The sequence below is a fragment of the Corallococcus sp. AS-1-12 genome (genome assembly GCF_020036995.1).
GTDB lineage: Bacteria > Myxococcota > Myxococcia > Myxococcales > Myxococcaceae > Corallococcus.
The window spans coordinates 91,561-114,202 of sequence record NZ_JAIQDD010000014.1 but is presented as its reverse complement, the minus strand read 5'-3'; the positions used below and the strand labels follow the sequence as shown (position 1 = coordinate 114,202).

At 71.9% G+C, this 22,642-nt stretch carries 20 protein-coding genes; 7 read left to right on the top strand and 13 right to left on the bottom strand.

Going from position 1 to position 22,642, the window contains the following annotated elements; translation table 11 throughout:
* Positions 1-60: 60 nt before the first annotated feature.
* Complete coding sequence (locus tag K8556_RS22450) at positions 61-420, bottom strand: PilZ domain-containing protein (RefSeq protein WP_120549467.1); 360 nt, start codon at positions 418-420, stop codon at positions 61-63.
* Between the two features lie 195 nt (positions 421-615).
* Here K8556_RS22450 and K8556_RS22445 point away from each other — a divergent pair, with 195 nt between their 5' ends.
* Positions 616-1,251: a DUF6066 family protein gene (locus K8556_RS22445; protein WP_223742118.1), complete on the top strand. Its 636-nt coding sequence runs from the start codon at positions 616-618 to the stop codon at positions 1,249-1,251.
* Between the two features lie 15 nt (positions 1,252-1,266).
* Here the strand turns inward: K8556_RS22445 and K8556_RS22440 are convergent, their stop codons facing one another.
* From K8556_RS22440 to K8556_RS22415, 6 genes are all read right to left on the bottom strand, one after another.
* Entirely contained in the window at positions 1,267-2,802 is a 1,536-nt protein-coding gene (locus K8556_RS22440) for a trypsin-like peptidase domain-containing protein (protein ID WP_223742117.1), read from the bottom strand.
* A 73-nt stretch (positions 2,803-2,875) separates the two neighbouring features.
* A complete protein-coding gene (locus tag K8556_RS22435; RefSeq protein WP_223742116.1) occupies positions 2,876-3,466 on the bottom strand; it encodes a nucleotide exchange factor GrpE in 591 nt (196 codons plus the stop codon).
* Between the two features lie 84 nt (positions 3,467-3,550).
* Positions 3,551-3,799 carry an RNA polymerase sigma factor region1.1 domain-containing protein gene (locus tag K8556_RS22430; RefSeq protein ID WP_014396380.1) on the bottom strand — a complete coding sequence of 83 codons (249 nt, stop codon included), beginning with the start codon at positions 3,797-3,799 and terminating at the stop codon, positions 3,551-3,553.
* A 106-nt stretch (positions 3,800-3,905) separates the two neighbouring features.
* Positions 3,906-5,951, bottom strand: a complete 2,046-nt coding sequence (gene ftsH / locus K8556_RS22425) for an ATP-dependent zinc metalloprotease FtsH (protein WP_370639956.1) — start codon at positions 5,949-5,951, stop codon at positions 3,906-3,908.
* A 148-nt stretch (positions 5,952-6,099) separates the two neighbouring features.
* A complete protein-coding gene (locus tag K8556_RS22420; protein WP_370639953.1) occupies positions 6,100-7,038 on the bottom strand; it encodes a hypothetical protein in 939 nt (312 codons plus the stop codon).
* A 2-nt stretch (positions 7,039-7,040) separates the two neighbouring features.
* Positions 7,041-7,448, bottom strand: a complete 408-nt coding sequence (locus K8556_RS22415) for a (deoxy)nucleoside triphosphate pyrophosphohydrolase (protein WP_223742115.1) — start codon at positions 7,446-7,448, stop codon at positions 7,041-7,043.
* A gap of 332 nt (positions 7,449-7,780) precedes the next feature.
* Between K8556_RS22415 and K8556_RS22410 the strand changes: the two genes are divergently transcribed.
* A complete protein-coding gene (locus K8556_RS22410; protein ID WP_043321491.1) occupies positions 7,781-8,017 on the top strand; it encodes a helix-turn-helix domain-containing protein in 237 nt (78 codons plus the stop codon).
* 49 nt (positions 8,018-8,066) lie between these two features.
* Here the strand turns inward: K8556_RS22410 and K8556_RS22405 are convergent, their stop codons facing one another.
* The 4 genes from K8556_RS22405 to K8556_RS22390 form a co-directional block, all read right to left on the bottom strand.
* Positions 8,067-8,939 carry a MaoC family dehydratase gene (locus tag K8556_RS22405; protein WP_223742114.1) on the bottom strand — a complete coding sequence of 291 codons (873 nt, stop codon included), beginning with the start codon at positions 8,937-8,939 and terminating at the stop codon, positions 8,067-8,069.
* A 58-nt stretch (positions 8,940-8,997) separates the two neighbouring features.
* Entirely contained in the window at positions 8,998-10,248 is a 1,251-nt protein-coding gene (locus K8556_RS22400) for a sigma-54-dependent Fis family transcriptional regulator (RefSeq protein WP_223742113.1), read from the bottom strand.
* A 197-nt stretch (positions 10,249-10,445) separates the two neighbouring features.
* The gene (locus K8556_RS22395) at positions 10,446-12,674 is read right to left on the bottom strand and encodes a hypothetical protein (protein ID WP_223742112.1); all 2,229 of its coding nucleotides are present in this window, start codon (positions 12,672-12,674) and stop codon (positions 10,446-10,448) included.
* Positions 12,675-12,851: 177 nt separating this feature from the next.
* Positions 12,852-15,212: an FdhF/YdeP family oxidoreductase gene (locus K8556_RS22390; RefSeq protein ID WP_223742111.1), complete on the bottom strand. Its 2,361-nt coding sequence runs from the start codon at positions 15,210-15,212 to the stop codon at positions 12,852-12,854.
* Positions 15,213-15,440: 228 nt separating this feature from the next.
* Between K8556_RS22390 and K8556_RS22385 the strand changes: the two genes are divergently transcribed.
* The 5 genes from K8556_RS22385 (at position 15,441) to K8556_RS22365 (ending at position 20,618) form a co-directional block, all read left to right on the top strand.
* Positions 15,441-15,878, top strand: a complete 438-nt coding sequence (locus K8556_RS22385) for a hypothetical protein (RefSeq protein ID WP_223742110.1) — start codon at positions 15,441-15,443, stop codon at positions 15,876-15,878.
* Between the two features lie 129 nt (positions 15,879-16,007).
* Positions 16,008-17,663 carry a urocanate hydratase gene (gene hutU / locus K8556_RS22380; protein WP_120588127.1) on the top strand — a complete coding sequence of 552 codons (1,656 nt, stop codon included), beginning with the start codon at positions 16,008-16,010 and terminating at the stop codon, positions 17,661-17,663.
* Between the two features lie 10 nt (positions 17,664-17,673).
* Positions 17,674-18,393, top strand: coding sequence for a hypothetical protein (locus K8556_RS22375; RefSeq protein WP_223742109.1), 720 nt, complete (start codon positions 17,674-17,676; stop codon positions 18,391-18,393).
* 2 nt (positions 18,394-18,395) lie between these two features.
* Positions 18,396-19,661 carry an imidazolonepropionase gene (gene hutI / locus K8556_RS22370; RefSeq protein WP_223742108.1) on the top strand — a complete coding sequence of 422 codons (1,266 nt, stop codon included), beginning with the start codon at positions 18,396-18,398 and terminating at the stop codon, positions 19,659-19,661.
* Between the two features lie 87 nt (positions 19,662-19,748).
* Positions 19,749-20,618, top strand: coding sequence for a class II glutamine amidotransferase (locus K8556_RS22365; protein ID WP_223742107.1), 870 nt, complete (start codon positions 19,749-19,751; stop codon positions 20,616-20,618).
* A 1-nt stretch (position 20,619) separates the two neighbouring features.
* Here the strand turns inward: K8556_RS22365 and tsaE are convergent, their stop codons facing one another.
* Together tsaE and K8556_RS22355 are read right to left on the bottom strand one after the other, a co-directional pair.
* A complete protein-coding gene (tsaE, locus tag K8556_RS22360; protein ID WP_223742106.1) occupies positions 20,620-21,105 on the bottom strand; it encodes a tRNA (adenosine(37)-N6)-threonylcarbamoyltransferase complex ATPase subunit type 1 TsaE in 486 nt (161 codons plus the stop codon).
* Positions 21,102-22,634 (bottom strand): NAD(P)H-hydrate dehydratase, encoded by a 1,533-nt coding sequence (locus K8556_RS22355; protein ID WP_223742105.1) that lies wholly within the window; start codon positions 22,632-22,634, stop codon positions 21,102-21,104. Before K8556_RS22355 ends, tsaE begins: the two co-directional genes overlap by 4 nt.
* Between the last annotated feature and the right edge of the window lie 8 nt (positions 22,635-22,642).

Genomic DNA, 22,642 nt, shown 5'->3' with positions numbered 1-22,642 from the left:
CCCCACCGGGGCACGGTGTCTTCCCGCTTCACCGCGGGAAGGGCCGTGCCCCGTGGTGTTTCAGTGCATCACCCGCTCGCGGTCCACCAGGAGCAGCGGCGCGTCGTCCAGGGTCTCGTAGGCCACGATGCGCAGGCCCACGCCGCGGCTGTTGCCGGGACGCCCGTCCTTGCGCCCGAAGGCCAGCGCCACCTGGTAGCGGACCTCGCACAGGCACGTCATCTCCGTGCCGTCCTCGCCCGCGAACGTCACCTTCAGCTTCTCGCCCAGCCCCAGCGAGTCGCGCACCTCGATGAACATGCCCCGCGCGCTGATGTTGCGGCCAATGCCCCGCATCATCCCGTCCTGGGTGGACAGGTACACGGTGAAGATCTTGTCGAAGCGCAGGTGGGAGCGGCGTTCCTGGGGCTGCGTGTTCATGCGGGGAGGGCTCCGAAACAGGTGGGGACAGGGGCAAACTACACGGTAGCCAGATGTAGGCAAATAATCACCTACATCCACCCTGACGCACCGTGACGCACCATGTTCCGGTTCACGGGAAAGCGCTGCCCCCGGCGCGGCCATCGGTGGCAGCATCGCCGGGCTGTCCCCCCTCTTTTTCCGGAGTTGCCCGCCGTGAATCGCATCCTGGCCGCCGCCTTTGCCCTCCTTGTGCCCACGCTCGCCCTGGCCGACGTGGACTCGCGCTTCGCGAAGCTGCGCGACGAGTCCGAGCCCCTGGGCGGACTGGGCGCCTTCCTGGAGAAGTACGTGGGCGAGTGTGACGGGGCGCTCGTGGATCCCCAGTGCAAGCAGCAGGCGGAGGCCTTCCGCAAGAAGTACACGGGCAAGCGCCTGTACATGATCATCACCGAGGACGACGCGAGCATGCTGTCCCCGGGCGACTTCAACCCCGGCACCAACGAGTACACCATCAACATCACGCCCTTCTTCTCGGGCGGGAAGTACGGGCTGTCCCACGGCGCGCCGAAGAAGACGGACGCGCAGGGCAACCCGGTGATGAACTACCTCACGGTGAGCGGCACGGCGCCGGACATGTGGAACGGCGGCACGTTCAACCGCATGTTCATGGCGCGGGGCGTGCGCGCGCAGGTCGTCTTCACCCCGCAGTCGGTGTGGACGCTGCCCAAGAAGGGCGGCGGGAAGACCTACGGCGTCAACGCCCGCATCGAAGCCGTCCTCGTCACCGAGGGCCGCACCGGCAACCAGTTGGGGCTGTGGCTCAACGGCAAGGACGCGGGCGGGAAGTAGCCCACCCGCCGTCGCTCAGCGGGCGATGGCGATGTACTGGAGCGCGTCGCCCCGCTGGACGCGCAGCAGGATGCTGGCCCCGGCGCTGCCCCGCTCCAGGGCGGCCTTCACCGCGGCGGTGTCCTTCACGCGGCGGCGGTTCACCTCCATGACGACGTCACCCGCGCGCAGTCCGGCCTGCTCCGCCGGGCTGCGCGGCACCACGCCGGACACGAGCGCGCCCAGGAAGGCCTCGTAGCCCAGGGGCGCGGCCACCTCTGGCGTCAAATCCCTCAGCACCAGCCCCAGGTCGTTCGCGCTGCTGCCGCCCCGGTGGGAGAGCCCCTCCGTGGCCTCCTGCGCGGGCCGGGCGACGAGCCGCACCGCCACCTCCTGGGTGCCGCCGTCGCGCAGCAGCGTCAGCTTCGCCTCCGTGCCCGGGGCCAGCAGCGCCACCTTGCGCAGGAGCTGGAGGTAGCTGCCAATGGGCCGGCCGTTCACCGCCACCAGCCGGTCCCCGGGGCGGATGTGCGCCTGGGCGGCGGGGCTGCCCCGGTAGACGTCCTTCACCACCGGCGCCGTGGCGGTGGCGTCCGCGCCGTCCTCGTTGATGACGACGCCCAGCCAGCCGCGCTCCAGCTTCCCGTTCTCCCGCAGGTTGGGCAGCAGGTCCTTCACCAGGTTGATGGGCACCGCGAAGCCAATGCCCTGCCCCTCGCTGATGATGGCGGTGTTCACGCCAATCACCTCGCCCTTCATGTTGAAGAGCGGGCCGCCGGAGTTGCCGGGGTTGATGAGCGCGTCCGTCTGGATGAAGTCGTCGAACTGGCCCACGCCCAGCACGCGCTCCTTCGCGGAGATCATCCCGTGCGCCACCGAGTGGTCCAGGCCGAACGGGTTGCCGATGGCCACCACCCAGTCCCCCACCTCCAGCGCGTCCGAGTCCCCCAGGTACACCGCGGGCAGCGTGCCCAGCCCCGCGCCGTTCAGCCGCAGGAGCGCCACGTCCGTGGACGCGTCGCGGCCCACCACCTCCGCGGGGAACTCGCGGCCGTCCGCCAGCCGCACGGACACCTGCTGCACCGGCACCTCGCGGGGGCCGTCCTTGCCCGGCGTGACGCCGGAGCCGGTGGGGTATACCGACGGCCCCTGCGCGTTGGCCACCACGTGGTTGTTGGTGACGACGAGCCCGTCGGGCGTCAGCACGAAGCCGGAGCCGGTGGAGCGCTTCACCGCGCCCGCCACCGCCCCGGGCCCCACCGTGGTGATGTTCACCACGCCCGCCTCCACCGCGCGGATGAGCGGCGCCAGCGACGTGGGGGGCGTGAAGCGGGGCAGGCCCGCGTAGCCGGCGGGGCGCTCGCGCCACAGCGAGGCCGCGCCCGCGGGGGCCGGGGCGTCCACCGTCGGGGGCGGAGGGGACGCGAACCAGGCCAGGTGCTCGCGCACGCGGGCCTGGAGCCAGGGCTTGAGCGGATCCTCGGCGGCCCCCGCCACAGGGGCGAGCGCCACCACGAGAAGGACGCTGAACAGTCGAACGGACACGGGGCGGCAGCTTACACGGCGGGCCATGGCGTCAGGGCCCAACAGACCGCTGGCCGCTCCCCTTCCCGTCCCGAGGGCACCCCGAAGGCCCCGCGGGCCCTCAGGCCTGGGCCGGGGCCACGTACCGGGCCACCTTCACCCGGGCGGGGCGGATGATGCGGTCCTTCAGGCGGTAGCCCGCGCGGAACTCGGCGACGACCTTCTGGTCGTCCGCCGGGATGGGCGTCACCTCCATGTCCGCCGCCTCGGCCACGTTCGGATCGTAGGGGCGCCCCACCACCTGGATGCGCTCGATGCCGGTGGCCTGGGCCTTGGAGAGCAGGCTGTCGCGGATCATCCGCACGCCCTGCACCACGGGGGACGTGTCCTGCTGGCTGGCGTTCAGCACCAGGTCCAGCTCGTCAATGGCCTCCAGCAGCGTGCGGGCCACGTTGCCGCGCTCCACGTCGAGCATGCGCTCGCGCTCGCGGGTGATGCGCTGCTTGAACTCCTCGCGGTCCTTGGTGAGGTCCTGGAGCCCCCGGGCCAGCTCGTTCACCCGGCGGCGCGCCGCATCAAGCTCGGCCTGGAGCCGGGCGACTTCGCCGTCCTCCACGGGCTCGGCCTGCGTGTCGGAGCCCGCGGCCTCCGCCTGCGTCTCGGCGGGGGCCTGCGTCTCCGGGGTCTCGTCGCTGCGGGGATTGCCGTCCATTGTCGAACCTGCGCCAGGGGTTGGGAGAAACGAACCTCGATGAGCGGCGCGAACGTAACCGCGAGGACGGTCCTGTCAACGCGCCTAGTGGTTGGACGGGGCCTGGGGCGGCGCTTCCGCCATGAAGCCGTGATCCACCTGCCCGGTCACCTCGTCGATGATTTCCACCTGCGCGGCCCGAAGCGAGTAGTAGAGGAGCCACCGCTCGGCGGCCGTCAGCGTCCCCGCGGGTAGCGCCTCCTCGATCTCCTGCACCGTGAGCCGGCCGTCCTTCAGGCCCTTGGCGAACAACGCTTTGCGCGCGACGTAGCTCTTTCCAATCCGGTTCTCCACGGCGACGCCTCCTTGTCGTTGGAAAGTAATTTCGCCCACCGGCCACCGCAGGCTGGCGGTGGATCCGGTGGGCGAAGGGCTGCCCGGAGGGCAGGCAGGCGTGGGCTCAGGAGTCGAGCTTGCCTTCGGCGTGCTGCGTGGGCGGTACCGGCGGCTCGGACTCCGTGCCCCCCACGGGGTGCGCGGAGATGACCGTGCGGGCCTCCGGGTGGAGCAGGCCGCGCTGCGCCTGCACCTTGGGCCCCAGGATGGTGATCATCGCCTCCTCCTCGATGACCTCCGTCGCCAGGAGCCGCGCCGCCAGGGCCTCCACCTTTTCACGGTGGGTGTGGAGGACCTCCCGGGCGCGGTCCAGCGCCTCGGCGACCATCTTGCGGACCTCGTCGTCGATCATCCGCGCCGTCTGCTCGGAGTAGCTGCGCGACTCCGGCATGCCCGCGGACCTGAGGAAGCCCGGCCCCTGCTCACCGCTCAGCGCCACCGGACCCAGCGTGCTCATGCCGTAGTCGCGGACCATCATCTTGGCGATCTCCGTCGCCTGCTTGATGTCGTTGGACGCGCCGGTGGACACCTCGCCGATGAAGATCTCCTCCGCCGCGCGGCCGCCCATCATGCCGGCCATCTTGTCGCGAAGCTCGTCGAAGGACATGAGGTAGCGGTCCTCCAGGGGCAGCGACATGGTGTAGCCCAGCGCCGCCAGGCCGCGCGGGATGATGGACACCTTCGTCACCCGCTCCGCGTAGGGCAGCATCCAGCCCACCACCGCGTGGCCCGCCTCGTGGTGCGCGACGATCTCCTTCTCGCGCTCGTTCATGCGGCGGTTCTTCTTCTCCAGGCCCGCCACCACGCGCTCGATGGCCTCCTCGAAGTCCGCCCGCATCACCGCGTCGCGGTTCTTGCGCGCGGCGAGCAGCGCCGCCTCGTTGACCACGTTGGCCAGGTCCGCGCCGGCGAAGCCCGGGGTGCGGCTGGCGATGACCTTCAGGTCCACGTCCGAGGCCAGCTTCACGCCCTTGGCGTGGATCTCCAGCACCCGCTCGCGGCCGCGCTTGTCCGGGCGGTCCACCAGCACCTGCCGGTCGAAGCGGCCCGGGCGCATCAGCGCGCTGTCCAGGATCTCCGGGCGGTTGGTCGCCGCCAGGATGATAAGGCCCGCGCGGCTGTCGAAGCCGTCCATCTCCGCGAGCAACTGGTTGAGCGTCTGCTCGCGCTCGTCGTGGCCGCCGGCCACGCCCGAGTTGCGGCTCTTGCCGATGGCGTCCAGCTCGTCGATGAAGATGATGCACGGCGCCTTCGCCGTGGCCTGGGCGAAGAGGTCGCGGACGCGGGCGGCGCCCACGCCGACGAACATCTCCACGAACTCCGAACCGGAGAGGTTGAAGAAGGGCACGCCCGCCTCACCCGCCACGGCGCGCGCCAGCAGCGTCTTGCCCGTGCCCGGAGGGCCCACGAGCAGCACGCCCTTGGGGATGCGGCCACCCAGGCGGCGGAACTTCTCCGGCGTCTTGAGGAACTCGACGATTTCGCGGAGCTCGTCCACGGCCTCGTCCACGCCGGCCACGTCCTTGAAGCCCACGCCGGTGTCGGCCTCGGCCTGCACCTTCGCGCGCGTCTTGCCAAAGGACATGACGCTCTGCGGGCCCTGCCCCATGCCGCCGGACATCCGGCGCATCATGAAGCTCCAGAAGAGGATGAGCAGGCCCATCGGGATGAGCCAGATCCACAGCACCTCACTGAAGCTGGACTGCGGCACGGCCTCGAACTGGATGCCCTTCTGCTCCAGCAGGGGCACCAGGCCCTCGTCACCGGGGACGCGGTAGGCCATCCACGGCAGGGCGCTGGGCTCGCTGCGCAGCGTGCCGCGCTCGCCCGGAGGCGGCTGGGCGTTCTCCTTGAGGAAGCCCTTCACCCACTCGTTGGAAATCTGCACGCGGCTGAACTGGTTGTTCTCCACCGCGTCGCGCAGTTGGCTGTACGACACCCGGCGCACGCCCGCGTCCTGAAACACGTTCCGGAACAGCAGGAACCCCAGGACGAGCAGGAGGATGTAGCCCAGTGGTGAGCCGAACTTGAACCCACCTTTCGTGGGTGTTGGCTTGTCGCTCTTCTTTCCGCGCGGGCCCATCCCCGGCGGCAGGTCCTGTGGCTTCATCGTCGGCACGCTCGCCCTCCCCCTCCCCCGTGCACACGACACCATGTCGTATGACGGTTCCCTCAGCCGGCCAAAGATGGTCACCACCGCCAAGCCGTCAACCGCAGGGCGTGATCGGATGACGACGAACGGGGTCGGGACTGTCCGATCAGCGGCAGTCGAAGCGGACCAGGGGCTCGCCCGCGAACTCACTGCCCAACAGGTAGCCGCGGCCGTCCTGGAGGAACGTCACGGCCTCCGACTGGGCCTGGCTGGCGCCGGGCACCTCCACCACCTGCGCCTGGACGAAGTCCTCCAGCCGCTTCGCGTCCGGGCGGCGCAGCTCCCACACGCGGGTGTACGTGCGCACCAGCAGGCGCTCGCCGGAGGGGTGCAGGGCGGCGGCGGTGGCCAGGCGGTCCACGTCATCCGGCACGCGCAGGGTGCCCAGCTTCCGCGCCCTGCCGGTGGCGCCGGGCTTCAGGCCCTCCACCGCGTACAGGTCGCCCAGGGACGCGCGCGTCTTGGTGAGGATGCCCACCTGCCCGGAGCGGCTGTCGACGATCAGCGACTCGGCGTCATGGGCGCCGTCCTCGTAGACGAAGGGCAGCGCGTCCACCGGGAGCGTGGCGTTGGTGACGGACGTGGGCTCCGGCAGCCGGAACAGGCGCGGCTCCTTGCGCCGCTCGAAGTTGTCGCCGGTGTCCGCCAGGAAGATGCAGGAGTCCTTGTCCCCGGGCGCGCACGGGCCCACGGCGACGTCCTCGATGTCGCGGGGGGCCGCGCCGGTGAGCGTCAGCGTGGCCTTCACCGCGCCCGTCTCGTCCAGGGCGAACAGCTCGAAGGCGTTGTTGGAGTCGTTGTGCCCCCAGAAGATGCCCGGGTGGCGCTGGCTGGCGGCCAGGCCGGACAGCTCCGGGACCTGGCGGGGCACGGCGCCCGTCGGGTGGCCTTCCGTGTAGAGCAGGCAGCCCTCCATCCCCGTGGCGGGCACCTGCCGCAGGCCGGCGTCCGGGGCCTGGGAGGCCGTGGGCGCCGGACGGGAGCTGGAGCAGGCGGCGGACAGCAGGAGGCCCGCGGCGGCGACGAGGCGGGTGGTGGGGCGCACGGTCAGTGGTCCAGGTCCAGCAGCCGGGCCAGGGTCTTCGCGTCCGCGTCCGGGAAGCGGTACTGGCCCATCTCCTCCAGCGCCACCCAGCGGTGGTCATGCACGCGCAGGTGGTGGATCTGCGCGTCCGGGTCGCTCAGGCGGCAGCGGAACACGCGGAAGTCGATGTCGTAGGTCGGGTACTCGTGGCGGGTGTGCATGACCTGCTCGAGCACCTCGATGCGGACCCCCATCTCCTCCAGCAGCTCGCGGGCGAGCGCCACCGTGTCCTGCTCGCCCTCCTCCACCCGGCCGCCCGGGAACTCCCACAAGAGGGGCAGCGACGCGGTGGGAGGACGCTGGGTGATGAGGTAGCGACCCATCTCGTTCTGGAGCATCGCGCCGACGACGCGCACGTGACGACGGGTCATTCACTTCTCCTCGATTGGGGTCCCAAAGATGGAAGGCAGGGTGCGGCGGCGTAACACAGCCCCTGTCCGGCGCCAATGCGCAAGGCCCTCCTGGGCAGCAGCGTGCGCACGCCCGGGACGCGCGGCCACCCCACCGGGCCCCGTCCTCCAGGGTGGCCCCGGGAACGCGGAAGGCGGGGGGCCGGAGGGGATGGAGCCGCCTGGAACCGGGGGACGGCGGGCTGTTGGGGACTTCACGTCCCGGGGAGGCGCTCCCTGGCCGGCCCACCGTCCATGAGGGGTGCGTGTGGGATTCAAGTGACGCGCGGGCCGGATGGCGCCATGCTCGGGGGATGACACAGAGTCGGAGAGAGCGGGCCGAAGCGCTTGGCGCCGCGCTGAAGGCAGCGCGGCAGCAGGCGGGGCTCTCCATGGAGGAAGTCGCGGAGCATCTGGAACTGGGCGTGGAAGTCCTGGCCCGCGTCGAGCGAGGGGTGATGGTCCCCACCATCCCCACGCTGAGCCGGCTGTGCGCCCTGATGAAGCTGGACCCGGACAGCCTGCCGGACCTCCCGGAGCTGAGTGATTGACGCGTCTGGCGGGCTCCTGACCGGCCCGCCGGCGCGTCGCCCGCCTCCTTCAGCCCAGCCGCCCCACCAGGTGCGGCTTCCCCTCCTCCGACAGCACCCGGAACGCCACGCCCGCGGGCTCGCGGGCCGTCTGGAACGTCACCTGGGACGGCAGGAACAGGGGCTTCTTGAAGTCGCAGTCCAACTGGAGCGCGTCCGCCTGGGCCGCCTCGCCCAGCTCCGCCACGCAGCGCGCGAGCGTCCACATGCCGTGCGCGATGGCGCGAGGGAAGCCGAAGGGCTTCGCGGTGACGGCCGTGAGGTGGATGGGGTTGAAGTCGCCGGAGGCCCGCGCGTAGCGGCGCCCGGTGTCAGCGGGGATGCTCCAGGGCGCGGGGCGGCTGGACGCGAAGCGCGTGTCCTCCGGCGGCGGGGCCTTGCGCGCGCCGTCCTTGTCCTTCCGGTCCGCGTGGCGGCGCAGCATGGTGCTGACGGCCTGCCAGAGCAGCTCGCCGGTCTCCTGGGCCTCGACGCGCGTCTCGATGTCGAACTCGTGGCCGGCTGGCACCTCGCGCTGGCCGTCGAAGCGGCAGGCCACGGTGAGCGCGGCGGTGTCCGGCAGGCGGCGGTGCTGCTGGATGCGGTTGCGCACGTGCACGGTGCCCAGCACGGAGTACGGAAAGTCGGGCTGGCCCAGCAGTTGGAGGTGCAGCGGCGTGGCCATGACCTGGGGGTACGTGAGCGGCAGGAAGCCGTCGGCGTCGAAGCCGCACGCGGCGCGGTAGCGCTCCAGCAGCACGGGCGACGCGCGGCAGCCGTGCGCCCGCAGCGTCAGGGCCGGCAGCGTGGCGCGGCCCCGGGACTTCCCGAAGGGAATGGCCGCCCGCAGGAGCGTGGCGGGCATCGCCGGGAGCGAGTGCAGGTCGAGGATGGGAGCGGACATGCGGCGGATTCTCCGACACCCGCTCCCGCCGCGCGCGGGATTTGTGAGCCCGCTCGCGTCAGCTCTTGAGCCCGTGCCGGCGCAGGAGCCGGTACAGGTAGACGCGGTCCATGTCCGCGGCGGCGGCGGCCCGGGACACCTTGCCGCCGTGCAGCTTGAGGAGCGCTTCGACGTAGTCGTGCTCGAAGGCCTCCAGCGCCCGGCGGCGCGACTCCGCGTACGTCAGCGAGGCGTCCACCGCGCGAGGGGCCACGGGACTCGAGGCCTCGGGCGCGGAGGGCGGCAGCGCGCTCTGGAAGACGAGGCAGCGCTCCAGGTGGTTGCGCAGCTCGCGCACGTTGCCGGGCCAGGCGGCGCGCTGGAGCCGCGCGAGGAAGTCCGGCGAGGTGAGCGTCGCGAGCTGTTCGGGCGTGGCGCCGAGCCCCGCGAGGATGTGCTCGACGATGAGCGGGATGTCCTCCGTGCGCTCGCGCAGCGACGGGAGCGGGATGCCCACCACCGCGAGGCGGAAGAAGAGGTCCGCGCGGAAGCGGCCGGCTTCGACCTCCGCGCGCAGGTCGCGGTGCGTGGCCGCGATGACGCGCACGTTGACGGCCTGGTACGTGTTGGAGCCCAGGCGGCGGATCTCCCGGTTCTCCAGCACGCGCAGCAGCTTCGGCTGGAGCTCGGCGGGCAGCTCGCCAATCTCGTCCAGGAAGATGGTGCCTCCGTCGGCCTCCTCGAAGGCGCCCACGCGGCGCTGGATGGCGCCGGTGAAGGCGCCCTTCTCATGGCCGAACAGCTCGCTCTCCAGGAGGTTGGCCGGGAGCGCGCCGCAGTCCACGACGAGGAACGGCGCGTTCGCGCGAGCCCCGGCCCGGTGGATGGCGAGCGCCGCGCGGCTCTTGCCCGTGCCCGTCTCCCCCTCCAGCAGCACCGTGGCGTTGCACGCCGCCGCGCACGCCATGCGCTCGAAGCTGGCCCTCGCCGCGGCCGACGTGGCCACCAGCTCTCCGAAGGTCGCCTGCTCCCGCGCCGGCTCCGGGAGCGCCCCCACGGGCTCCGGAGCCACCTGCATCCGGAGCGCGCGCTGCGCCTCATCCAGGCTCAACGGCCCGGGCGTCACCGGCTCGGACCGCGCTTCGTGTCGCGCGGGCGGATGGCCCCCCGTGGATCCGCTCCGCACCCGGGCCCGGGACTGGCGCCACCGGACCCCGTCCACGTACGTCCCCGGACGTTCATCCTGGGCCCGCGCGCGCGCCCCCTTGTGCTCCGACTTCATCTCGCAGTGGAAACGCGGCACGGCGGACTCCTCGCTCGACAGGTTCATGGAGGAAGCGGTCCCCCCGGGACCGGTGACGGATGGTGAACGGCGCTCAAGGACACGGCGACGACGCGCGCGTGGAGGCATGCCATCCCGTCAGCCGACGGACCTGTGACCCGGGACCCCTCCCGGGCATGTTCCAGCACCCCTCGTCGTCCATTACGCCCGGGGATCTGGATATTCCCGGACATTTTCCGGCGCGGTCAGCGCACGGTGAGGTCCACCACGAAGCCGGCGGCGGCCTCACCCTCGCGGGAGGCGTCGATGACGTCGGGGCGCTCGTCGCCCACCCACAGGCCCAGCACGTCGTACACCAGCCACTGCGCGAGGGACCGGGAGGCCCCCTGCGCGGCGTCGCGCGGCACGCCGGACAGGGCGCCCTGCGCGTCCATCAGGGCCCGGGTCAGCCGGGCCGGCATCACCCACAGCTCCGGGCGCACGAAGGCGGGCACCAGGAAGAGGCAGAACGCGGCCTCCGTGCGCGCGAGCAGCGCGTCCAGGCGCTCACGGCCCAGGCGGAGCGTCGGCAGCCACTGCCCCTCTCCGCGCTGCTCCAGCTTCGCCACCGGCACGCGGACGACGCGGCGCGTGCGCACGAAGCCCTCGCGCTCCACGGACACGACGAAGGCGATCTCGGACGCGGCCTCCGGCGGAGGCTCGGGGTGGCGGTGCACCGTCATGGAGAGCGACAGCGGCGAGGCCACCAGCGAACCCAGCGCCGCCTGCACGTACGCCAGCTCCGAGCGCAGCCCTTCGAGCAGCCTCGCGACCAGCTCCGGCGTCTCCTCGCGGAAGCGCTGGGGATGGTGCTGGGCGGCCTCCGCCTCCACGCGGCCCACCGCGCCCACCAGCACGTCCTCCAGGTCGCGGTCGCGCAGCCAGGTGCGCCCGCCCAGGGGCACCGCGCGCGTCACGTGCAGGTGGCGCAGGGAGGCCGTCAGCGTCGCGGGCTCGGAGGACTCGGGGGGAGGTTCGTGCTTCCCCTGCCCTGCTCCGGCCTGGAGATAGGACTGGAGTGAGCGGGCGCGGAAGCGGGCCCGGGGGGACGGGTGCTCCAGCATCTTGCGCACCAGTCGCCGATCCGTGGCGTTGCGGACGAGCGACAGCGTGGCCAGCTCCGCCTCCGACGAGGCCTCGTCCGGCGCGCACCACAGAAGGAACTCGATGGCCGCCTTGCGCAGCACGGGCTTCCTGCCCATGCGCCAGGTCACCTCCTTGCGCCAGGCGACCAGCCCATCCAGGCCGGGCCGCGCGGGCGTGCGGAAGCGCGGCCACATCTCCGCGCACTCCTCCGCCAGCCACACCAGGTGCGTGAAGCCGGGCAATGACTCCAGCTTCGCGCGGGCGCGGGTGCGCCGCTCGAACGCCTCCGGCACGCCCCGCCGCACGGAGGCGCGGAACAGGCGCTCCTCCAGCCACAGCAGCGTGAGCGCCAGCGCGGGCTCGGCCTTGCGCATCGTGCCCTGGCAGTGGTCGAGCACGAAGCGCGCGTGGCCCAGGTCGGCGGCGGTCTCGAAGTCGCTCTGCACGAGCGCGCCCAGTGCGCCGCGCAGGCCGTCCACCGGAGGCGCGTCGAAGAGCGTGAGCAGGTCGCAGAGGTTCTCCACCACCGCGGGCGGTCCGCCCACCTCCACGGTGCGCGCCAGCAGGAGCCCCGCGCGCGAGCACCAGTCCGGCTCCTTGCGCCCGTTGGGGTAGCACGCGAGGAAGCCGCGCATGCCGCTCCGTCCGTCCTGCGACGTGGCCAGCGCGAAGAGCCGCTCGCCCAGCACCTCGCTCGCCTCGCGCCACGGGATGCGCGCGGCGCGCGTGCGGATGAAGTCGGTGAGCTTGTCGCGGCCACCGTCCCGGGTGTCGGGGAGCAGCGAGCGCAGTTGCTCCAGCAGGTCCACGGACTTCGCGCCCGTGCCCATGACGTACTTGAGGTCCACCTCCACCGAGTCCTGGAAGCGCAGCGCGCGGCCGTCGTAGGTGCAGGGCACGTCGCGCACCAGCGTCGACAGCGCCTCCGGGTGGCGCTTGAGGTAGCGCGTCAGCACCGTGGAGACCGTGACGGTGCTCTCCCGGTGGATGCGCTCGGCGCTCTCCGCTTCGCCCGCTTCACGCAGCGCGGTCACCGCCGCGTCCCGCCTCGCGAGCAGTTGCTTCAGGAGCCCCGCACGGGGCTCTTCATAGGGCCAGAGCAGCTCGCTGAGCGAGGCCAGGAGGAAGAGGAGCTCGGCCGGGGTGCGCTCGCCCGGGGACAGCCGCTCCCACGCGGCGGCCTGGGCGCGCGTGCGATCCTCCAGCGAAGCCCCGCGCACCCAGCGGGCGAAGTCCTCGCGCCACTCCGCGCTCGACGCCACGGCCTCTTGCGGCGCCGTCGCGGCGACGCGCGCATGGAGGGCCTGGAGCGGCTCCGGCCAGGAGGAGGCTTCAACCAACGGCTGCATGGGACCTCGAGAGGCTCACGCGAATCGCACGCGGGTGCAAGCCATGAGCGCCAGGACGCAGGGGCTCGGGGCCCACCGCCCACGACATTGCATGGCTCACGCGCATCGCGCGGCGGTGCCGGCGACACGCGCCGCGAGGCAGTGGCGCCGGGTTCACCGCAGGGAGCATCGACGGCCTCACCCGGGCCTCGGAGCGCTGGCGGGGACCAGGGCCGTGGGCTCGGGGCTGGGGGCCACGGTGATGATCACGGACTTCGACGTGGGCGTGCGGCTCTTCTCCGCGAAGCTGCCCACCGGCACCAGCACGTTCGCTTCCGGGAAGTAGGTGGCCGCGCACTGGCGCGGGATGTTGTACGGCACCACCAGGAACTCGCGCGCCACCCGCGTCTCTCCCTGGAAGTGGCTGGTGAGGTCCACCTTCTGCCCCGCCGTCAGCCCGCGCGCCGTCACGTCCTCCGGGTGCAGGAACACCACGCGCCGCCCCTGGTGGATGCCCCGGTAGCGGTCGTCCAGCCCGTACACGGTGGTGTTGTACTGATCATGCGAGCGCAGCGTCATCATCATGAGCTGCCCGGGCTCCAGCCGGTGGCGAGGCATCTCGTGCACCGTGAAGTGCGCCTTGCCGTCCTTCGTCGTGAAGCGCCCCTCGCGAGGCCCGTTGGGCAGCGCGAACCCGCCGGGCTGGTGCACGCGGCGGTTGAAGTCCTCGAAGCCCGGGATGCAGCGCTGGATCAGCTCGCGCACCCGGTCGTAGTCCTCCACCAGGGACATCCACGGCACCTTCGAGCGCGCCCCCAGCACCGCGTGCGCCAGCCGCGCCACGATGACGGGCTCGCTGAGCAGGTGCTCGGACGCGGGGGCCACGGCGCCGCGCGACGCGTGCACCATCCCCATCGAGTCCTCCACCGTCACGAACTGCCGCCCCGACGCCTGCACGTCGTGCTCGGTCCGCCCCAGGCACGGGAGGATGAGCGCGCGCCGTCCATGCACCAGGTGCGCGCGGTTGAGCTTCGTGGACACGTGCACCGTGAGCCGCGCGCGCCGGAGCGCTTGCGCGGTGAACTCCGTGTCCGGCGTGGCGGACAGGAAGTTGCCGCCCATGGCGAAGAACACCTTCACGCGCCCGTCGTGCAGCGCCTGGAGGGTGCCCACCGTGTCCAGCCCGGTGTGGCGCGGCGGCGCGAAGCCGAACTCCTTCGACAGCGCGTCCATGAACTCGGGCTTCGCGTGCTCCCAGATGCCCATGGTGCGGTCGCCCTGCACGTTGCTGTGACCGCGCACCGGGCACACGCCCGCGCCCTGCTTGCCGATGCTGCCGCGCAGGAGCGTGAGGTTCACGATCTCCTGCACGTTGCCCACCGCGTTCTTGTGCTGCGTGAGCCCCATGGCCCAGCAGAAGATGGTGCGCTCCGAGCGCGCCAGGATGTCCGCGGCCTCTTCAATCTGCTCGCGAGGCACCCCGCTCTCCTCCACCACGTCGTCCCAGGACACCGTGGCCAGGTGCGCCACGTACGCCTCGAAGCCCGTCGTCCTGCCCTCGACGAACGCCCGGTCCACCACCGTGCCCGGGGCCTGCGCCTCGCGGTCCAGCAGCGCCTTGCCCAGCCCCTGGAGGAGCGCCACGTCGCCGTTGATGCGCACCTGGAGGAACAGCTTGTTCAGCGCCGTGCCCGGGCCGAACAGGTGCAGCACCTCCTGCGGGTGCTTGAAGCGGTTGAGCCCCGTCTCCGGCAGCGGGTTGACGCTGACGATCTCACAGCCCCGGCGCGCGGCGGCCTGGAGCGCCGTCAGCATGCGCGGGTGGTTGGTGCCCGGGTTCTGCCCGATGACGAAGATGGCCTGCGCGTGGTCGAAGTCCTCCAGCGTCACCGACCCCTTGCCAATGCCAATCGTCTCCGACAAGCCCGTGCCGCTGGACTCGTGGCACATGTTGGAGCAGTCCGGCAGGTTGTTGGTGCCGAACTGCCGCACGAACAACTGGTAGAGGAACGCGGCCTCGTTGCTCGTGCGGCCGGACGTGTAGAAGGCCGCCTCGTCCGGCGAGCCCAGCGCGTTCAGCTCCTCCGCCACCAGCGCGAAGGCGTCATCCCAGGAGAGGGGCTCGTAGTGCGCCGAGCCCTCGCGCAGCACCATGGGGTGCGTGAGCCGGCCCGCCTTGCCCAGCCACAGGTCGGACTGCTCCGCGAGCCTCGCCACGCTCCACTCGCGGAAGAACTCCGGCGTCACGCGCTCCTGCGTGCCCTCCTCCGCCAGCGCCTTCGCGCCGTTCTCGCAGTACTCCTGCACGGACCGGTGGGAAGGGTCCGGCCACGCGCAGCCCGGACAGTCGAAGCCGTCGTGCTGGTTGACCTTCCAGATGAGCTTGCCGCCGCGCCACGGGCCCGCCTCCCCCAGCACGTGCTTGAACGCGCTCAGCACCGCCGGCACGCCGCCCGCCACCGTCTTCACCGGCCCCACGTCCGGAGCCCGGTTCTCCAACGGAGGCTGGGCCGCCGGCACCGCCAACGCGCTCCCCTTCCCGTCCTGTCCCTGATCCATGTCCCACCTCTGCGCGGCGGGACTCTACCGCGCCCGCGTCCTCCCGGCAGGCGGGGGCCCGGGCCGGCGGTCCCGCCATCGCCGGGATGGACGCACGTGATGACGCCTGAGTCCACGCAACTCCACGGAAAACCACGATTTCAAGCCTAGCGGGGCTCATGCAGCATGGGTTTCACGTGGAGTGCCCCCCGGCGCTCCGCGTCAACCCCCGCAGCAGGAGGCACCCCCATGAAGGCCTTCCGTTCCGCTGTCGTCGCCGCGCTGTTCCTGTCCCTCCCCGCCCTGGCCGCCCCGGTGGTCCACAGCATCTGGTCCAGCCACGGCCTCTACGTCGCCGACAGCACCGGGCGCTACACGGTGACGAGCTCCAACACCGTCGTCGCCTGGAACCAGTCCACCAACACCGCGTTCGTGAACTTCCACGGGTTCGCGGGCGGCAACGAGTACGACTTCGAGCTGGTGGGCTCGCCCGCGATCGCGACCACCGTCGACGACATCACCGGCGTCTGGAACATCCGCCGCAACGGCGCGTTCATCTGCACCGGCTGCACGGGCACCGCCTACTGGCTGAGCCAGCCCGCGGGCACCGGCAGCTACTTCAAGTTCTACGACTCCACCAACGTGTTCCACTTCAGCGCCTACATCGACGCGCGCAAGGACTACTGACGCACGGCGTCCAGCGTGTCCTGGAGTGACGCTGGCCCTGCACGCAAGCCCCCCGCGGCCCCGGGGGTTCGGTTAGGGTGCCCGCGCTGAGCGCCCCTTCCTGGCGCCCTCTTTCCAGGAGTCTTCCGCATGTCCCGCATCATCCGCGCCTCTCGCGGCACCACCCTCTCCTGCAAGGGCTGGGTGCAGGAGGCCGCGCTCCGGATGCTGATGAACAACCTCGACCCGGAGGTGGCCGAGCAGCCCGGAGACCTGGTCGTCTACGGCGGCACCGGCAAGGCCGCCCGGGACTGGCCCTCGTTCGACCGCATCGTCCAGAGCCTCCAGAGCCTCACGGACGAGGAGACGCTGCTCGTGCAGTCCGGCAAGCCCGTGGGCATCCTGCGCACGCACCCGGACGCGCCGCGCGTGCTCATCGCCAACTCCAACCTCGTGGGCCACTGGGCCAACTGGGAGCACTTCCACGAGCTGGAGAAGAAGGGCCTGATGATGTACGGCCAGATGACGGCCGGCTCGTGGATCTACATCGGCACGCAGGGCATCCTGCAGGGCACCTACGAGACCTTCGCCGCCGCGGGCCGCTTCCACTTCGGCAGCGAGGACCTGGCCGGCCGGCTCATCCTCTCCGGCGGCCTGGGCGGCATGGGCGGCGCGCAGCCGCTGGCCGCGACCATGAACAACGCCGTGTTCCTGGGCGTGGAAATCGACCCGCACCGCGCCCAGCGCCGCGTGGAGACGCGCTACCTGGACGTCGTCGCCAAGGACCTGGACGAGGCGCTGGCGCTGGCGAAGGACGCGCAGCAGAAGCGCGTGGGCCGCTCCATCGCCATCATCGGCAACGCGGCCTCGGTGTTCCGGGAGCTTTACAAGCGCGGCATCAAGCCGGACCTCGTGACGGATCAGACGAGCGCGCATGATCCGCTCAATGGGTACATCCCCACGGACCTGTCGCTGGAGGCCGCCGCGGAGCTGCGCAAGCGCGACCCGGAGGGCTACGTGAAGCGGGCCCGCGAGTCGATGATCATGCACGTGCAGGCCATGAACGACTTCCAGGCCGCCGGCAGCCACGTCTTCGACTACGGCAACAACCTGCGCGGCCAGGCGAAGGTGGGCGGCATGGAGAACGCCTTCGAGTTCCCCGGCTTCGTGCCCGCGTACATCCGCCCGCTGTTCTGCGAGGGCCTGGGGCCCTTCCGCTGGGTGGCGCTGTCCGGAGACCCGGAGGACATCCGCCGCACGGACCGCGCGGTGCGCGAGCTGTTCCCCCAGAAGGCGTCGCTCAACCGCTGGCTGGACATGGCCCAGGAGCGCGTGGCGTTCCAGGGCCTGCCCGCGCGCATCTGCTGGCTGGGCTACGGCGAGCGCGCCAAGGCGGGCCTCGCCTTCAACGAGCTGGTCCGCAAGGGCGAGGTGAAGGCGCCCATCGTGATTGGCCGCGACCACCTGGACTGCGGCAGCGTGGCGTCCCCCAACCGCGAGACGGAGGCCATGAAGGACGGCTCGGACGCGGTGGCGGACTGGCCCATCCTCAACGCGCTGGTGAACGCGGTGAACGGCGCCTCCTGGGTGTCGTTCCACCACGGCGGCGGCGTGGGCATGGGCTACTCGCTGCACGCGGGCCAGGTCATCGTCGCGGACGGCACGCCGGAGGCCGCGCGCCGCATCGAGCGCGTCCTCACGTCCGACCCCGGCATGGGCGTGCTGCGCCACGCGGACGCGGGCTACCCGGAGGCCATCGACGTGGCGAAGGAGCGAGGCGTGCGCATCCCCGGCCTCACCGCCTAGAGTGCGGCGGATGCCACGACGCGTCCGACCCTTCGTGATGACCGCGGTGATGGGGGTGCTCGCGGGCTGCACCCCCACCACCGCCGGGCCCATGGTGATGCGCCTGGGCCCGGGCATGCCCCGGGAGAACTTCTTCCAGCTTGGCCTGCGCGCCGGTCCCCGCCTCAACGCCCCGCAGTTGTCGGAGCTCGGGGAGAACGGCACCTTCCAGGGTGACGCGAAGCCCTTCCAGAATGATCAATGGGGCATCGACCTCGACGGCTCGGTGACGGTGCCCGTGAGCGACCGGCTGTCGTGGCACCTGGGCCTGCAGGGCGAGTTCGTCGGCCTGCCGGTGCCCGGCTACGGCGTGTACTCGGGCGTGTCGTACTACGTCGGCTCGGAGAAGGTGGGCCTGGCGCCGGCCCTCTCCGTGCGCGGCGCGTCCGACTTCGGGCTGGGTGAGCCGAAGAGCACGAACAGCCTGTTCGGCGCGGAGGCCACCTGCGCCTTCACCGTGCAGCCGGAGCCCGGCACGTCGCTGGGGCTGGTGCCGTTCTTCAGCGTGCAGCAGTCGCTGGTGAACCCCGGCTCGCAGGTGACGACGTACTTCTACGGCGCCGTGGTGGCGGCGCAGCTCAAGTTCGGCGAGACGCGCACGAAGCTGGAGCTGTCCGGCGGCTTCGGCCGGGCCCACTCAGGTGACACGAGCTGGAACGCGCCCGTGGTGGGCGCGCGCGGAGGACGCTGAGCATGGAAGCCCTGGACCTGTGGGTGCGCAACACCTCCGAGGTGCTCACCGTGGAGGGCACGCACCGCGAGCCCGCGGAGAAGGCCCTCACCCCCCGCCCGGGCGCGGGCATCGGCGTGAAGGACGGCCGCGTGGCCTACGTGGGCCCGGAGTCCGGCCTGCCGAAGGGCGCGCTCACGGACGCCACGGAGATCCTCGACGCCGAAGGCGGCTTCGTGGGCCCGGGCTTCGTGGATCCGCACACGCACCTGGTGTTCGCGGGCGAGCGCTCCCACGAGTTCGACCTGCGCAACCAGGGCGCCACGTACCTCGAGATCGCCAAGGCGGGCGGAGGCATCGCCAACACGGTGAGCGCCACGCGCGCCGCGAGCGAGGAGGAGCTGGCGAGGCTCGCCCTGCCCCGCATGGAGCGGCTGCTCGCGCAGGGCGTGACGACCGCCGAGGTGAAGAGCGGCTACGGCCTGAACCTGGCGGACGAGCTGAAGATGCTGCGCGCGGTGCGCCGCCTGGGCGCGCTGTCACCGCTGGAGCTGGTGCCCACGCTGCTGTGCGCGCACTCGGTGCCCCCGGAGTACAAGGACCGCCGCGCCGACTACCTGGACCTCTGCATCAACGAAATCCTCCCCGCCGTGGCGCGCGAGGGTCTGGCGCGCTTCTGCGACGTCTTCACCGAGGACAGCGCCTTCACCGTGGAGGAGTCCCGCCGGCTGCTCAACGCGGGCAAGGCGCTGGGCCTCACGCCGCGCCTGCACGCGGATCAGCTCACCGCGTGTGGCGCCTCGGCGCTCGCCGCGGAGGTGGGCGCCGCCAGCGCGGACCACCTGGAGCAGGTGACGGACGAGGGCATCCGCGCGCTCGCCGCCGCCAACGTCACCGCCGTACTCGTGCCCACCTCCACCCTCTTCCTGCGCATGCGCCCCTACGCGCCCGGCCGGAAGCTGCGCGACGCGGGCGTCAACATCGCTTTGGGTTCAAACGTGAATCCCGGCTCCTCCATGACGGAGAACCTGGCGCTGGTGCTGGGGCTCGCCTGCCTGGAGAACGGCCTGTCGGCCGCGGAGGCCTACTGGGCCGCCACCCGAGGGGCCGCGCAATGCTTGGGGTTGCAACGGCAGGGGCGGCTGGCCGTGGGTGACGCGGGCGACCTGGTGGTCTTCTCCTGTCGCAGCTACAGGCATCTGCCTTATCATCTGGGTATCAGTCACGCGCGCGTGGTGGTGAAGGGCGGACGTGTGGTGTTCCACGCGCGAACGAATCACTGCCCCTGAGTGGATGCCGCTGAACAACTGGCATCGGCCGAGGGGGCAGGTGGAACTTCCCTCGTGGGCCGGCCGTTGTAGAGATCAGCTGCCACCATGTGCCGATTATTTGGATTCAGGAGTGCTGTTCCCGCCGCTGTCCACACCGCCCTCGTGACGGAGAGGAATTCCCTCCTCATCCAGTCGCGTGAACACAAGGACGGCTGGGGCATCGCCACGTACGGGCCGGAGTCCTCTCCGCTCGTCGCGCATGGCGTGGGCCCCGCGCACAGCGACCCCGACTTCGAGCGCGTGTCGAGCCAGGTCTCCGCGCGCACGGTGGTGGCGCACATCCGGCTGGCGAGCGTGGGGGCGGTGGAGCTGCGCAACTCGCACCCGTTCCACTTCGGCCGCTGGTCCTTCGTGCACAACGGCACGCTGCGCGAGTTCGCGAAGCACAAGCCCGCCGTGGAGGCGCTCATCCACCCGGAGCTGCGCGTCAACATCAAGGGCACCACGGACAGCGAGCGCTGCTTCTACCTGTTCCTGTCGCGGCTGTCGGCGCGCGGGCCGCTCGACGGCACGGTGGGCGTGGAGGCGATGGCGCAGGCGCTCGCGGAGACGATGACGCTGGTGTCCACGCTGACGGACGTGCCAGGGAGCCGCGAGCCGAAGGAGCGCTCCGCGATGAACTTCCTCGTCACGGACGGCGAGGCGATGGTGGCCACGCGCCGCAACCGCACCCTCTTCATCTCCTCCGGCATCGGCGGTTGCCCGGAAGCGCTGCGCACGCCGAACACGGGCGTGCCGCTGCGGCAGTTCCTGGTCGCCAGCGAATCCCTGTGCGGCGGGCCGCACTGGGTGCCGGTGGACGAGGAGGACGTGGTGGGCGTGGACTCGCGGCTCACGTTCCACCGCTGGAAGGTGCAGACGCTGGCGGACGGGGTGCTGAACCCGCGGCCGGAAGCCCGGCACGCCACGGTCTGAGTCAGCCCAGCCACGCGTCGAGCAGCGCGGCCGGGCGCGCGCCGAAGGCCTCCACGTCGAGGCTCCGCGCGTCCTCTCCCTCATGGCGGAGCGTGACGCGCAGGAAGTCGCGCGGCGCGGCCTGGGGGATGCGGTCCAACCACTCCACCAGCATCGCGTGGTCGCCGCCCACCAGGTCCAGCAACCCGGTGGCGTACAGCTCGTCGTAGTCCGACAGGCGGTACAGGTCCGCGTGGTACAGCGGGATGCGGCCCGCGTACGGGTACACGATGGCGAAGGTGGGGCTGGCCACCTCGGACTGCGCCACCCCCGCCCCTTCCGCCACGCCGCGCACCAGGTGCGTCTTGCCCGCGCCCAGGTCGCCAATCAGCCCCACGAAGTCCCCGGGCTGGAGCAACCGCCCCAGCTTCACGCCCAGCCGGTGCGTCTCCTCCGGCGAAGGCGACACGAGCCGCCGAGAGCGCGTGGGCTGCGCATCTCCGCTCATCGCTCCCACCGCGTCCAGACGTGGCCCAGGCCCACCAGCAGGTCCGTGGCGATGAGGCCCATCAACCCGCGCTCCCGGGCCATCAGGTCGCCCGCGAGCCCGTGCGCGTAGACGGCGGTCCACGCGGCCTTGGGCAGCGGAATGCCCTGCGCGAGCAGCGCGCCGCACACGCCCGACAGCACGTCGCCCGTGCCGCCGGTGGCCATGCCCGCGTTGCCCGTGGGGTTGATGAACACGCGCCCGCCGGCCTCCGCGATGAGCGTGCGCGAGCCCTTGAGCACCACCGTGACGCTGAGCGACGTGGCCAGGTTCAGCGCCACGCCCACGCGGTGCGCCTGCACGTCCTTCGTCGTCCGGCCCCACAGCCGCGCCATCTCCCCGGGGTGCGGCGTGAGCAGCACGGGCCCCTTCGCCTGGCGCAGCACCTTGAGGTCCTCCGCCACCGCGTTGAGCGCGTCCGCGTCCAGCACCGCGGGAACCTCCACGGACGCCAGCAGGTCGCCAATCAGCGCGCCCGTCTCCGGCCCCCGGGGGATGCCCGGCCCCATCACCAGCGCGTCCTTGCCCTCCAGCGCGGCCTTCAGCGCCTCCAGGTCGCCCTTCCCCAGCGGGCCTTCACCCGGCAGCGGCAGGCCCATGATCTCCGGCGAGTGCGCCATCACCCACGGCAGCGCCTCCGGGCGCGTGGCCACCGTGACGAGCCCCGCCCCGCTGCGCAGCGCGGCCAGCGCCACCATCGCCGCGGCGCCCGTCTTGCCCGGGCTGCCCGCCACCACCAGCACGTGGCCGTAGGTGCCCTTGTGCGAATCCGCGCGGCGCCTGGGCAGCGCCTCGCGCGCGTCCTTCTCCTCCACGCGGAACAGCTCCGCCCCGGACACCGCGCGCGTGGACTCACCGCCCAGGCCGATGTCCACGCGCCGCACGTCGCCGCACAGCGACGCGCCGGGCTCCAGCTCATGCGCGGGCTTCACGAAGCCGAAGGCCACCGTGACGTCCGCCTCCACGCACGGCGAGAAGGGCTCCGCCGTGTCGCTCTGCAGGCCGGACGGCACGTCCGCGGCCACCACCTTCGCCCCCGCGCGCCGCCACCGCGCCACGGTGCCGATGGCGTCCGCGAAGAGGCCCTCCGGCGCGCGCTTCAGGCCGGTGCCGAAGAGGGCGTCCACCACCACGTCGCCCGGGCCCGCCTCCGGCAGCGCCTCGAAGGCGCGGGGCGACTCACCGAAGCCCTCCAGCGCCTGGAGGTTTCGCTTCGCCTCCGGCGTGAGCTTGCCGGTGTCCCCCACCAGCGACACCACCACCCGGGCGCCTCCCTCCAGCAGGAAGCGCGCGGCGACCAGGCCGTCCCCGCCGTTGTTGCCGGGGCCGCAGAGCACCGTGAAGCGCCCGCCCGGCCCGGCCACGCTCCGGGCGGCCTCCGCGAGCGCCCGGCCCGCGTTCTCCATCAACAACCCGGACGGCATCCCGTGCTGATCCTGGGCGGCCTTCTCGGCCTCTCGCATCTGGTTCGCGGTGAGCACGCGCTGCATGGCTTCCA

Excerpts from the sequence above, each read along its gene's own strand:
- K8556_RS22365 (WP_223742107.1), top strand. The coding sequence starts at position 19,749 with ATGTGCCGATTATTTGGATTCAGGAGTGCTGTTCCCGCCGCTGTCCAC.
- K8556_RS22400 (WP_223742113.1), bottom strand. The coding sequence starts at position 10,248 with ATGAACCTGTCGAGCGAGGAGTCCGCCGTGCCGCGTTTCCACTGCGAG.
- K8556_RS22355 (WP_223742105.1), bottom strand. The coding sequence starts at position 22,634 with ATGCAGCGCGTGCTCACCGCGAACCAGATGCGAGAGGCCGAGAAGGCC.
- K8556_RS22435 (WP_223742116.1), bottom strand. The coding sequence starts at position 3,466 with ATGGACGGCAATCCCCGCAGCGACGAGACCCCGGAGACGCAGGCCCCC.
- K8556_RS22450 (WP_120549467.1), bottom strand. The coding sequence starts at position 420 with ATGAACACGCAGCCCCAGGAACGCCGCTCCCACCTGCGCTTCGACAAG.
- K8556_RS22405 (WP_223742114.1), bottom strand. The coding sequence starts at position 8,939 with ATGTCCGCTCCCATCCTCGACCTGCACTCGCTCCCGGCGATGCCCGCC.
- K8556_RS22415 (WP_223742115.1), bottom strand. The coding sequence starts at position 7,448 with ATGACCCGTCGTCACGTGCGCGTCGTCGGCGCGATGCTCCAGAACGAG.
- ftsH (WP_370639956.1), bottom strand. The coding sequence starts at position 5,951 with ATGAAGCCACAGGACCTGCCGCCGGGGATGGGCCCGCGCGGAAAGAAG.
- K8556_RS22440 (WP_223742117.1), bottom strand. The coding sequence starts at position 2,802 with ATGGCCCGCCGTGTAAGCTGCCGCCCCGTGTCCGTTCGACTGTTCAGC.
- tsaE (WP_223742106.1), bottom strand. The coding sequence starts at position 21,105 with ATGAGCGGAGATGCGCAGCCCACGCGCTCTCGGCGGCTCGTGTCGCCT.
- K8556_RS22390 (WP_223742111.1), bottom strand. The coding sequence starts at position 15,212 with ATGGATCAGGGACAGGACGGGAAGGGGAGCGCGTTGGCGGTGCCGGCG.
- K8556_RS22395 (WP_223742112.1), bottom strand. The coding sequence starts at position 12,674 with ATGCAGCCGTTGGTTGAAGCCTCCTCCTGGCCGGAGCCGCTCCAGGCC.
- hutU (WP_120588127.1), top strand. The coding sequence starts at position 16,008 with ATGTCCCGCATCATCCGCGCCTCTCGCGGCACCACCCTCTCCTGCAAG.
- K8556_RS22375 (WP_223742109.1), top strand. The coding sequence starts at position 17,674 with ATGCCACGACGCGTCCGACCCTTCGTGATGACCGCGGTGATGGGGGTG.
- hutI (WP_223742108.1), top strand. The coding sequence starts at position 18,396 with ATGGAAGCCCTGGACCTGTGGGTGCGCAACACCTCCGAGGTGCTCACC.
- K8556_RS22410 (WP_043321491.1), top strand. The coding sequence starts at position 7,781 with ATGACACAGAGTCGGAGAGAGCGGGCCGAAGCGCTTGGCGCCGCGCTG.
- K8556_RS22385 (WP_223742110.1), top strand. The coding sequence starts at position 15,441 with ATGAAGGCCTTCCGTTCCGCTGTCGTCGCCGCGCTGTTCCTGTCCCTC.